Source organism: Pseudomonas sp. S04, from assembly GCF_009834545.1.
GTDB lineage: Bacteria > Pseudomonadota > Gammaproteobacteria > Pseudomonadales > Pseudomonadaceae > Aquipseudomonas.
In genome coordinates this window covers 4,244,575-4,256,333 of the sequence record NZ_CP019427.1, presented here as the reverse complement: position 1 = coordinate 4,256,333, position 11,759 = coordinate 4,244,575, and the positions used below count along the sequence as shown (strand labels likewise).

Sequence of the window (11,759 nt, the reverse complement as noted above, 5' to 3'; positions counted from 1 at the left end):
TCTTTCGACTCATCCCGGCGCTGGCATGAGTACGGATAGGGTTCACGGTGCAAGGCATATGCCATTGCCGAGGGATTTGTACATGTACCTCGCCTGCGACCCCGATGCCCGGCTATAATCGCCGCCTTATTTCGCCGCCGACCGAGTCAAGCCCGCCCATGTATACCCTGGCCCGCCAACTGCTGTTCAAACTCTCCCCGGAAACCTCCCACGATCTGTCCCTGGACTTGATCGGCGCGGGCGGACGCCTGGGCCTGAACGGCTTGCTGTGCAAGGCGCCGGCCCATGTGCCGGTGAATGTCATGGGCCTGGACTTCCCCAACCCGGTCGGCCTGGCTGCAGGCCTGGACAAGAACGGCGCGGCCATCGACGGCTTTGCCCAGCTCGGTTTTGGTTTTGTCGAAATCGGCACCATCACCCCGCGCCCGCAACCGGGAAATCCCAAACCACGGATTTTCCGCTTGCCGCAAGCCGAGGCGATCATCAATCGCATGGGGTTCAACAACCTCGGCGTCGATCATTTGCTGGCCCGGGTCGCGGCGGCCAAGTACAAGGGCGTGCTGGGGATCAACATCGGCAAGAATTTCGATACCCCGGTCGAGCGTGCGGTCGACGATTACCTGATCTGCCTGGACAAGGTCTACGCCCACGCCAGCTATGTCACGGTCAACGTCAGCTCCCCCAATACCCCGGGGCTGCGCAGCCTGCAGTTTGGTGATTCGCTCAAGCAACTGCTCGCCGACCTGGCCACGCGCCGCGCCGAGTTGGCCCTGCGGCACGGCAAGCATGTACCCCTGGCGATCAAGATCGCCCCGGACATGACGGACGAAGAAACCGCGCAGGTCGCGCAGGCGCTGATCGAAACCGGCATGGACGCGGTCATCGCCACCAACACCACCCTGAGCCGCGTGGGCGTCGAAGGCATGGAACACGGTGACGAGATGGGCGGCCTGTCGGGCGCTCCGGTGCGCGAGAAGAGCACTCACACGGTCAAGGTGTTGGCGGCGGAACTGGCTGGGCGCTTGCCGATCATTGCCGCGGGCGGGATTACCGAAGGACGGCACGCGGCTGAGAAAATCGCCGCGGGTGCCAGCCTGGTGCAGATCTACTCGGGCTTCATCTACAAGGGCCCGGCGCTGATCCGTGAATCGGTCGACGCCATCGCTGCTTTGCGCTAATACCGCGCCGAACGCAGGCTGCGCCAGTTGCAGAGCAATAAAAAAGGGCCCCTCAAGGGGGCCCCTGGGCCGAAGCCCGCCGTCCGGAGAGGACGTGCATGGTTAAGTCGTTACGTAATCAAGTTGTCGTGTCGGAGTGTGTGCCCTGTTTAGCCGACGGCGTGAAGTTCGTTGAGTCTATGGATTCCCGCAGTGCCGGTCATACCGTCCCAGTTGTCGCCGCGTCCTTCTCGCCAGCCGTTAATCCAGGCTTGGCGTACCGACGGTAGAGTAAATGGGCAAAGCTCACGGGATTTGCCACCAACGCCATATTGATATCCGCGCAAAAATGCTCTTTCCAACGGATCACGCTTAAGTCTTCTCATAGGGTGTTTCCCTCACTTGTTGACTGTATGTGTCGCGTCGACCTCTATCGAGGTCAGGCAGAAAACGCTCTGCCAATGGCGGCTCGCTGCCGGCGTGGCGAGCCAAGGTGTTGACGTCATTGCGGCGTCAACCTGTGTTGAGTTCTAACCAATGCGTCACATCGAGGGAATGATCGTTTTGTCATAAGGACGTAACGATAAAGATGTTAAGGCCATAAGAAACATCGAGGGTTTTGCCGGGTGGTTGGCCAAACCCCGCTATGATCAGGCTCTCAAAGAATGATGAGGCTAATGCTTCCAGCCTCATGTCCAACCGATGCACTCAGTTACTATTCGACGAAGGGTCGAGTTATGACATTTTGTTGCATCGAATTTTTTATCTGCCCGGGCATCTAAGCTCATTCCAGCCGGTTGGCTGGAATAGCCGCCAGGGTGGGACGGCACACCTTCGTGCCACGCGAGCGCTCTTTTAGAAAAGCGCTTGATTGAAAACCGAGCGGTCAATGCGTTGCCCGTTCACTTATTGCTAAAGGCCCTGGAATTCCCATGTCGGATCGTTACGAACTCTTCCTCACTTGCCCAAAAGGCCTTGAAGGCCTGCTCATCGAGGAAGCCGTCGGGCTTGGCCTTGAGGAAGCGCGCGAGCACACCTCGGCTGTGCGCGGCATGGCCACCATGGAAACCGCTTATCGCCTGTGCCTGTGGTCGCGCCTGGCAAACCGCGTGCTGTTTGTCCTCAAGCGCTTCGCGATGAAGGACGCCGAAGACCTCTACCACGGCGTGCTGGATATCGAGTGGCAAGACCACATGCTGGCGGATGGCACCCTGGCGGTGGAATTCAGCGGCCACGGTTCAGGCATCGACAACACCCACTTCGGCGCCCTGAAGGTCAAGGATGCGATTGTCGACAAACTGCGCACGCCAACGGGCGAACGTCCGTCGATCGACAAGCTCAACCCGGACCTGCGCATTCACCTGCGCCTGGACCGTGGCGAAGCGATCCTGTCCCTGGACCTGTCTGGGCACAGCCTGCACCAGCGCGGCTATCGTCTGCAGCAAGGTGCCGCCCCGCTGAAGGAAAACCTTGCGGCGGCGATCCTGATCCGTTCCGGCTGGCCACGCATTGCAGCCGAGGGCGGCGCCCTCGCTGACCCGATGTGCGGTGTCGGTACCTTCCTGGTCGAAGCGGCGATGATTGCTGCTGACATGGCACCCAACCTGCGTCGTGAGCAATGGGGCTTCACTGCCTGGCTCGGCCACGTGCCGGCGCTGTGGAAAAAACTCCATGAAGAAGCCAGCGCACGTGCCGCTGCCGGCCTGGCCAAGCCACCGCTGTGGATCCGCGGTTACGAAGCCGATCCGCGCCTGATCCAGCCAGGTCGCAACAACGTCGAGCGTGCGGGCCTGAGCGAGTGGATCAAGATCTACCAGGGCGAAGTGGCCACCTTCGAGCCGCGCCCGGACCAGAACCAGAAAGGCCTGGTGATCTGCAACCCTCCGTACGGCGAGCGCCTGGGCGACGAGGCGAGCCTGCTCTACCTCTACCAGAACCTCGGCGAGCGCCTGCGCCAGGCCTGCTTGAACTGGGAGGCGGCGGTGTTTACCGGCGCGCCTGACCTGGGCAAGCGCATGGGCATTCGCAGCCACAAGCAATATGCCTTCTGGAACGGCGCTCTGCCGTGCAAGCTGCTGCTGATCAAAGTCCTGCCCGACCAGTTCGTCACCGGCGAACGCCGGACCCCCGAGCAGCGCCAGGCCGAGCGGGAACAGGCGATCTACGATCAGGCACCGGTCGAGCCGCAAGAGCGCCAATACAACAAGAATGGCAATCCGATCAAACCCGCCCCGGCCCCGGCACCCGTGGTCGAGCAGGCGCGCCTGAGCGAGGGTGGGCAGATGTTTGCCAACCGTCTGCAGAAGAACCTCAAGGCCCTGGGCAAGTGGGTCAAGCGCGAAGGGATCGACTGCTACCGCGTGTACGATGCCGACATGCCTGAGTACTCGATGGCCATCGACCTGTACCACGACTGGGTGCATGTGCAGGAATACGCAGCACCGAAGTCGATCGACCCGGAAAAAGCCTCGGCGCGGATGTTCGATGCCCTGGCTGCCATTCCCCAGGCCTTGAACATCGACAAGAGCCGTGTGGTGGTCAAGCGTCGTGAGCGCCAGAGCGGGACCAAGCAGTACGAGCGCCAGAGTGCCCAGGGCAAATTTGTCGAAGTCAATGAAGGCGGGGTCAAACTGCTGGTCAACCTGACCGACTACCTCGACACCGGGCTGTTCCTCGACCACCGCCCAATGCGCATGCGCATCCAGAAAGAGGCGGCCGGCAAACGTTTCCTCAACCTGTACTGCTACACCGCGACCGCCAGCGTGCATGCGGCCAAGGGTGGCGCGCGCAGCACCACCAGCGTCGACCTGTCCAAGACCTACCTGGACTGGGCGCGCCGCAACCTGTCGCTCAACGGTTTCTCCGACAAGAACCGCCTGGAGCAGGGCGATGTCATGGCCTGGCTGGAAGCCAACCGTGACGAGTTCGACATGATCTTCATCGATCCGCCGACCTTCTCCAACTCCAAGCGCATGGAAGGCATCTTCGACGTCCAGCGTGACCACGTGCAGTTGCTCGACCTGGCCATGGCACGCCTGGCACCGGGCGGGGTGCTGTACTTCTCCAACAACTTCCGCAAGTTCCAGCTCGAAGACAACCTCACGGCGCGCTATGCCGTCGAGGAAATCACCGCGCAAACCATCGACCCGGACTTTGCCCGTAACGGCAAGATCCACCGCGCCTGGAAAATCATGGCGCGCTAAGGTTCGACGGGTCCCATAGAGCCTTGATGCGTCTCGGCTCTATGGGTGTTCGGCTGGCAAAGCTAATGGCGAATAGCTATAACTTCAGACAAGGCCCAGGTGACGCCGAAGCTCGCTGGCGTTTGAGTTTTGCTTATGCCGTTGCATGCCGCACGACCAAAAATCCTGGGCTTCATCAATGAAGATGTCTCGGCCTGGCTGGTAGCACTGCTGGCGTTGTTGGCCGGTGGCGTGCTCACGGGCCTGCTCGCCTGGACGGCCCTCAATGCCCACCAGCAACAGGTGGCGCAGCGTTTTCAGTTGCTGGCCAGTGAACGCAAGAGCCGGATCGCCGAGCGTTTCGCCGATCAGGAACAGCGCCTCGATAGCCTGCGACGTTTTTTCCTCAACTCCACTGCGGTTTCCCGCGAAGAGTTCGACGGCTACACCCATCCCTTGTTGCAGCGCACCCTGGCCTATGGCTGGGCGCCGTTGATCGCCGGCGACCAGCGCGTGGCCTTCGAGCGCGAGGTACGACAGCAAGGCCTCGACGATTTTTCCATTCTCGACCTCGATCCTGCGGGCGGCACGCACGTGGCCCAGTGGCGCGCCCAGTACGCTCCGCTGTTGTACAAGCAGACTTCAGGCATCCAGGGCGCACCCCTGGGCGTGGACTTGCTGGCCCAGCCCGCACGCCAGGCAACCCTGGACAAGGCCCGCGAGCTGGGGGTGATGGTGGTGTCGCAACCGCTGCAGTTGCCAGGTGTCGCCGCCGAGTTCGCCAGCGGTGTGTTGCTGGCAGCGCCCGTCATGCGCCAGGCCGCAACTGCCGATGGCAGTCCTGCGCTGCGCGGGTATGTGCTGGCGGTGCTCAGTATCGGGCAGTTGGTGGCCGACGGGTTTACCCAGCAGAACCAGGACAACCTGGTGGTGGAGATCGCGGGGCGCAGCCTCGACCAGCAACCAGAGCGGCTTTACCAATCGGCCAACGCGCCGGCGCACCAGCCGCTGTACGAGCGTTCGCTCTTGCGCCTGGGGGATCGCATCTACGATCTGGAGATCCGCACCAGCGCCGCCTTCGAGCAAGCCAACCGTTCGGCCATCACCAGTCTGGTGATCATGGGCGGGTTGTTGAGCCTGCTGCTCAGCGCCTTGCTCTATATCCTGGTCAGCCAGCGCCAGCGCGCCTTGTCCCTGGTGGAGCAGCGCACTCGGGAACTGGGGGGGCGCGAACAAGAGTTGCGCGCAGCCCACGCGCAATTGCGCGGAGTGCTCGATGCCGCGACCGAGGTGGCGGTGATTGTCACCGACTTGCGTGGCGTGATCACCACCTTCAACGCCGGTGCCGAACACATGCTCGGTTATCCCGGCAGCGAGGTGCTGGGGCATGCCACCCTGGAAAGCCTGCATCTGCCCCGGGAACTGGAAGAGCGGGCGGCCGAGTTGAGCCTGCGCTATGGCAAGCCGGTGCCGGCGTGCCAGGCGATGCTGGTGCCGGACGCCAAGGAACTCGCACATGAGCCCCGGGAGTGGACGCTGGTGCGCCGCGATGGCAGCCATCTGCTGGTGAACATGCTCGCCACCGCAGTGCTTGATGACCTGGGGTTGTGGGTCGGGCACCTGGCGATCTGCATTGACATCACCGAGCGCAAGCGTGTGCACGAAGCCCTGGCGGCACGCGACCTGTTGCTGAAAAAACTCAGCGCCCACGTACCGGGTGGCATCTATCAATTCAAGATGGCGGCGGACGGGCGCTTCAGTGTGATCTACGCCAGTGACGGCATTCGCGATATCTACGAGCTCGATCCGCAGGCGTTGCTGGAGAACGCCGAGGTGATTTTCGAGCGTATCCATCCGCTGGATGTGAGTCGGGTTCGGGCCTCGATCCGTACCTCCTCGCAACGGCTGAGCCCCTGGCGGGAAGAGTACCGAGTGCTGCTGCCGGTGCGTGGCCTGCGCTGGGTCAGGGGTGAAGCCACGCCGGAAGAGCTGCCCGGTGGTGGGGTGCTGTGGCATGGCTACATCTCGGACGTTTCCGACATGAAGCGAGTCGAGGAGGAGTTGCGGGCCCTGTCGGTGACCGATGCCCTGACCGGGATCCACAACCGGCGCTACTTCCAGGAGCGCCTGACCCTGGAAATGGCCCGGGTGTCGCGGGGCAATGGTGAATTGGCGGTGATCATGCTGGATATCGATCACTTCAAGCGAATCAACGACCGCTACGGCCATGCCGCGGGCGACCGGGTGTTGCAGGCGGTGTGCCAGCGGATTGCCCATCGTCTGCGCTGTACCGATGTGTTCTGTCGCCTGGGGGGCGAGGAGTTCATGGTGCTGTGCCCGGACACCGACGGCCAGCATGCGTATCACTTGGCGGTTGAACTCTGGCAAAGCCTGCGCACCACGCCCATCGACGGCCTGGGCACGGTGACCGGGAGTTTTGGGATTGCCAGTTGGCGCCCGGGGGAGGGCGCCGATGCCTTGCTGCTGCGCGCCGACTCAGGGGTGTATGCGGCCAAGCAGGCGGGCCGGGATCGGGTGGTCGAGGAGTTGCCGTAGTTGTCGAAGGCTGCGCACCCTGCGGCGCGCAGCCTTTACTCGTGGCCTAGAGGACCGACGCGGTGGCTGCCAGTTTTGGCTGGCGATACAGGTCCAGCAACACTTGATCGAGTACCGACGAAGCACCAAAGGGCGCCTTGTCGTTGAGGATCGCGACCACGGCCCAGGTGTTGCCATTGTTGTCGCGGCTGAAGCCGGCAATCGCCCGGACGGTGTTCAGGGTGCCCGTCTTGACGTGGGCTTCACCGCGCATCGCCGTGGTTTTCAGGCGTTTGCGCATGGTGCCGTCCATGCCGGCAATCGGCATCGAGCTGACGAATTCGGCCGAGTACGGGCTTCTCCAGGCGGCCTGCAGCATGCTTGCCATCTCACGGGCGCTGACGCGCTCGGCACGGGACAGGCCGGAACCGTTCTCCATCACCAGATGCGGCGCAGTGATGCCTTTTTTCGCCAGCCACTGACGTACGACCCGTTGGGCAGCCATGGCGTCGTCGCTGTCGGCGCCAGTGCGGAATTTCGCGCCCAGGCTGAGGAACAATTGCTGGGCCATGGTGTTGTTACTGTATTTGTTGATGTCGCGGATGATCTCCGCCAGGTCCGGGGAGAATGCCCGGGCCAGGACCTTGGCGTCCTTGGGCACCGCGCCTTGGCGATCCTTGCCCTGGATGCTGCCGCCCAGTTCCTGCCAGATCGCCCGTACGGCGCCGGCGGTGTAGGTGGCGTGGTCGAGTAGCGAAAGGTAGGTCTGCGAGCTGCAGCCGTCGCCCAGTTGGCCGGCCACGGTCACGGTGACGCTGCCGTCGGCCTGGGTTACCGGGTTGTAGCGCACGCCGCCGGCGCACTGTTTGGAGTTGACGGCCTTGACCTGGTTTTCGATGCGGATGCTGGCAATCGGCGGTTCGACCGATACCAGGACCCGGCCCGAATCATTACGGGCCACGAAGCGCAGGGCCTTGAGGTTGACCATGGCCGCGTCGGGCTTGACCAGGAACGGCTTGTTGTCGTCATTGCCGTCATCGTTGAACTGCGGCAATTGCGGTTGATTGAAGAAGCTGCGGTCCAGCACCAGGTCGCCGGTGACTTGCTGCACGCCATTGGCCCGCAGGTCGCGCATCAGCAACCAGAGTTTTTCCATGTTCAGTTTCGGGTCGCCACCGCCCTTGAGGTACAGGTTGCCGCGCAGGATGCCGCCGCTGAGGGTGCCGTCGGTGTAGAACTCGGTTTTCCACTGGTGGTTGGGGCCGAGCATTTCCAGAGCGGCGTAGGTGGTCACCAGCTTCATGGTGGACGCCGGGTTGACCGAGACGTCGGCGTTGAACACGGTCGGGGTGCCCGGGCCGTTCAGGGGGATCATCACCAGCGACAACGCACTGTCGGGCAGCTTGCTGGCCTTGAGGGCTTTTTCGACGTTGGGGGTGAGGGCGGTATTGACGGGCGCAGCAGAAACGGTAAAGGCCAGGGGGATAAGCAGGCCGGCCAGCAACAATGGACGCAAAGATCTGATCATATGAAATAAAACCCTACAGCCGAGGGGAAAAAAGATGAGGGCATGAAGATAAATTCCCTCAGTGGTCACGAAATTGTCGGCATTATGCCCAAGGTATAGCGCTTTGTGCCGCAAGCAGGTGAGCTAATCGGCTATTTTTTTTAGCGGAACCAAGGCGGGCGCCCAGAGAGTTACTTATGAGGATCGTCCCCCGTGCTTGATCACGGACAGTGAGGGAGCTGAATAGGGGAGAGATTTCGGGGGGGGGGGGAGGACTCAAATCGACGATAAGGGTTCTTTTCTTGAACCAGAATCAAAAAGGGCCATCACGATGGATGGCCCTTTGAACATCAAGCTACCGGATTGATCGGCTTTTCCGGGTACCAGACGTCCAGCAACGGGCTGACGGTGACTTCAGTCAGTTCGCTGCGGCCTTTGAGCCAGGCTTCAACAGCAGCACGCTGCTCTTCGGAAACCGAGCCACGCTTCTGCAGGCAAACCAGACCGTAGTCGTCGCCGCCAACATAGCCCAGGCCGTTGGCTTCCATCGCTTCTTTCAAAAACGCGTCGAGGAATGCATCGATTGCCTCGTCAGCCAAATCTTCCTTGAAGTCCAGGTTCAGCTCGAAGCCCAATTCCTGGAACTCGTCTACACAGAGCTTTTTACGCAGACGCTGGGAGCGGTTAGTGGCCATGAAACAATCCTCTTGAGTAATAACGCCGCGCATCTTATCAGCTACGCGGCACCTCTGCCTGATTGAGTGAGGCGCTGGCCACGCGAAGCAGTTGCTCCATCGCATTTTAGCTCCGCCATTTTCGAGGATGGCCGGTTGCTGGTGGCGCAGATGTTCATGGTCACCAGCACCAAGACCGCGTTGGCGAGGGCTTTCGAGATGAGTTATGGCGCGCAACTCAATTCGGTCCTGATTCTGTGCGTGCATTCGATTTGGCTCCCGCAAGGAATGCCGGGGGGAGAATACTCGATTCTGCGGTTTGTACTGTCCGCGGACTCACCTATCAACGTTGTCGATCGAAGTATCTGCGCCGATAGCGGCATTCCCACGTACCGCGAAAAACTGTCTGGAGTCTGGGCGGGAAACGATCCAAGGGATTTAGAGATGAGTGCAGATAATAAAAATCGTTTGGGAACAATGACATCTGTCTCGGAGGTTCGTAGCGTGCTCGAGCCTTCAATCGCTGCAGCACTTACCTATCTGTTAACAAAGTGCTTAATCAGCATCCTGGTATGCATCGAAAGGCGTTAATTGCCCTGCCTGAATCGCCCCGCATTACCAGATACAGCTATTTACCGGTATTGGCTGAAAGTATAAAAGTTGCTGCCGATTAGTATGTCGCAAGCACGAGAGCATTCCAGCACCGATACAGAAGTCTGTGCCCGGACAATGAGCAGCCTGTAAGCCTCAGCCTCGTTGGCGGCTTGTCTCAGCCCTTCAGTGATGCGCATCAACTCGACAGCCGAGCATTTCACGTCGCAGGCGAGCCCTTGAAGGGTTGACGAAAGGGCGGCGCCATAAAAATAGCATCGTGCGTCATATTTTAGTCGTCATTAATATGGCGATAAACTTGCAGCGCTTAAACGGTTTATCTGCCGTAAATATATTGTCGTCATAAAGCTGACAACTAACTTTGTCTTATTATTCAATTCCCTTGCTGCCGTTGTTTTGGCGCCATTAAGTCAAAATCATTATTTGTGGTTTATTTTTAATTGCACTATTGCTTTGCGTTGTCCAAGTGCTCACCATGTGTCCGGCTTGGAGCTACGGACCAAGGGTTTCGTAGCTTTGGGAATGCTGTACTCACTGTTCTATCGTCTGTCTTGTGCTTGCTAGTGCCGTTGTTTGTTATGACGGCAAGTGGCTTTCGCGTGGGTTTTCGCAAGAGATATTGAAGTTTCTAAAGTTGATTTATATAGGGCGCTGCCAATAGCTGCCGCCCTACTGGTTACAGGTCGTGGATTCAAGTTGCCTGTAAGTGGATATGGGAATGTTATAGGGACATTCCATGACCTTAAGTTGCAAGGAGCGTTCGTAGCATGCGAATCAGCATATTTGGTCTGGGTTACGTCGGCGCGGTATGTGCCGGATGCTTGTCGGCAAGAGGGCATCAGATCATCGGGGTCGATGTTCAGGCTCTCAAGATCGATATGATTAATAGTGGCAAATCGCCCATTGTCGAGCCGGGTCTGGGCGAGTTGCTGCAGCAAGGGGTCGCCAGCGGCATGCTGCGTGGCACCCTGGATGTTCGCGAGGCCGTCCTCGAAACCGATATTTCCTTCCTCGCACCGCCGACGCCGAGCAAGCGCAACGGCGACCTCGATGTGTCCTACATCGAAGAGGTGTGCCGACAGATCGGCCAGGTTCTACCGCTCAAGACCACCCGTCACACGGTAGTGGTACGCAGCACGGTGCTACCGGGCACTCTGCGCAATGTGGTGATTCCGACCCTGGAACAGTATTCCGGGCTCAAGGCCGGCGTCGACTTCGGCGTGGCGGTGAACCCCGAGTTCCTGCGCGAGAGCACCGCGATCAAGGACTACGACTTTCCGGCGATGACGGTGATCGGCGAGCTGGACAGCACCTCTGGCGACCTGCTGGAAGAGATCTACCGCGAGCTGGATGCGCCGGTCATCCGCAAGACCATCGAAGTCGCGGAGATGATCAAGTACACCTGCAACGTCTGGCACGCGGCCAAGGTCACCTTCGCCAACGAGATCGGCAACATCGCCAAGGCGGTCGGCGTCGACGGCCGCGAGGTGATGGAGGTGATCTGCCAGGATCGCAAGCTCAACCTGTCCAGTTACTACATGCGCCCGGGCTTCGCCTTCGGCGGCTCGTGCCTGCCCAAGGATGTGCGCGCGCTGAGCTACCGCGCCGGTCAGTTGGACGTCGAGTCGCCGCTGATCGAGTCGCTGATGCGCAGCAACTCCGCGCAGGTGCGCAAAGCTTTCGACATCATCGCCAGTTACGACAAGCGCAAGGTCGCGCTGCTGGGGCTGTCCTTCAAGGCCGGTACCGACGACCTGCGTGAAAGCCCGCTGGTGGAGCTGGCCGAGATGCTCATCGGCAAGGGCTTCGACCTCAGCATCTACGACAGCAACGTCGAGTATGCCCGTGTTCACGGCGCCAACCGCGACTACATCGAGTCGAAGATTCCCCATGTTTCGTCGTTGCTGCGATCCAATTTCGACGAAGTGGTCGCCAATGCCGACGTGATCGTCCTGGGCAACGGCGATGAAGCCTTCGCGCCCCTGGTAGAACGGGCTTTCGCCGACAAGAAGGTCTTCGACCTGGTGGGGTTTATGCGCCAGTCCAGCGGTGGCGGGTTAGAGGGTATCTGCTGGTAGAGCCATTGCAGTGA

8 protein-coding genes are annotated in these 11,759 nt (G+C 60.4%); 5 read left to right on the top strand and 3 right to left on the bottom strand.

Annotated features, from left to right (window positions below; genetic code table 11):
• The first annotated feature begins 158 nt into the window (after positions 1-158).
• Positions 159-1,178: a quinone-dependent dihydroorotate dehydrogenase gene (locus PspS04_RS18705; protein ID WP_095165464.1), complete on the top strand. Its 1,020-nt coding sequence runs from the start codon at positions 159-161 to the stop codon at positions 1,176-1,178.
• Between the two features lie 149 nt (positions 1,179-1,327).
• On the opposite strand, the gene rmf is transcribed toward PspS04_RS18705, so the two are convergent.
• On the bottom strand, positions 1,328-1,543 hold the full coding sequence (rmf, locus tag PspS04_RS18700) for a ribosome modulation factor (protein WP_003223300.1): 216 nt from the start codon (positions 1,541-1,543) through the stop codon (positions 1,328-1,330).
• A gap of 546 nt (positions 1,544-2,089) precedes the next feature.
• Between rmf and rlmKL the strand changes: the two genes are divergently transcribed.
• A complete protein-coding gene (gene rlmKL / locus PspS04_RS18695) occupies positions 2,090-4,360 on the top strand; it encodes a bifunctional 23S rRNA (guanine(2069)-N(7))-methyltransferase RlmK/23S rRNA (guanine(2445)-N(2))-methyltransferase RlmL (RefSeq protein WP_095165463.1) in 2,271 nt (756 codons plus the stop codon).
• A 135-nt stretch (positions 4,361-4,495) separates the two neighbouring features.
• Entirely contained in the window at positions 4,496-6,895 is a 2,400-nt protein-coding gene (locus PspS04_RS18690) for a sensor domain-containing diguanylate cyclase (protein WP_159997112.1), read from the top strand.
• Between the two features lie 46 nt (positions 6,896-6,941).
• Here the strand turns inward: PspS04_RS18690 and dacB are convergent, their stop codons facing one another.
• Together dacB and PspS04_RS18680 are read right to left on the bottom strand one after the other, a co-directional pair.
• A complete protein-coding gene (gene dacB, locus PspS04_RS18685) occupies positions 6,942-8,402 on the bottom strand; it encodes a D-alanyl-D-alanine carboxypeptidase/D-alanyl-D-alanine endopeptidase (RefSeq protein ID WP_095165459.1) in 1,461 nt (486 codons plus the stop codon).
• Between the two features lie 329 nt (positions 8,403-8,731).
• On the bottom strand, positions 8,732-9,076 hold the full coding sequence (locus PspS04_RS18680; protein ID WP_095165457.1) for a YggL family protein: 345 nt from the start codon (positions 9,074-9,076) through the stop codon (positions 8,732-8,734).
• A 135-nt stretch (positions 9,077-9,211) separates the two neighbouring features.
• Between PspS04_RS18680 and PspS04_RS18675 the strand changes: the two genes are divergently transcribed.
• Both PspS04_RS18675 and PspS04_RS18670 read left to right on the top strand, forming a co-directional pair.
• Positions 9,212-9,646 carry a hypothetical protein gene (locus tag PspS04_RS18675; protein ID WP_159997110.1) on the top strand — a complete coding sequence of 145 codons (435 nt, stop codon included), beginning with the start codon at positions 9,212-9,214 and terminating at the stop codon, positions 9,644-9,646.
• Positions 9,647-10,434: 788 nt separating this feature from the next.
• Positions 10,435-11,745: a nucleotide sugar dehydrogenase gene (locus PspS04_RS18670; RefSeq protein ID WP_095081201.1), complete on the top strand. Its 1,311-nt coding sequence runs from the start codon at positions 10,435-10,437 to the stop codon at positions 11,743-11,745.
• Positions 11,746-11,759: the final 14 nt, after the last annotated feature.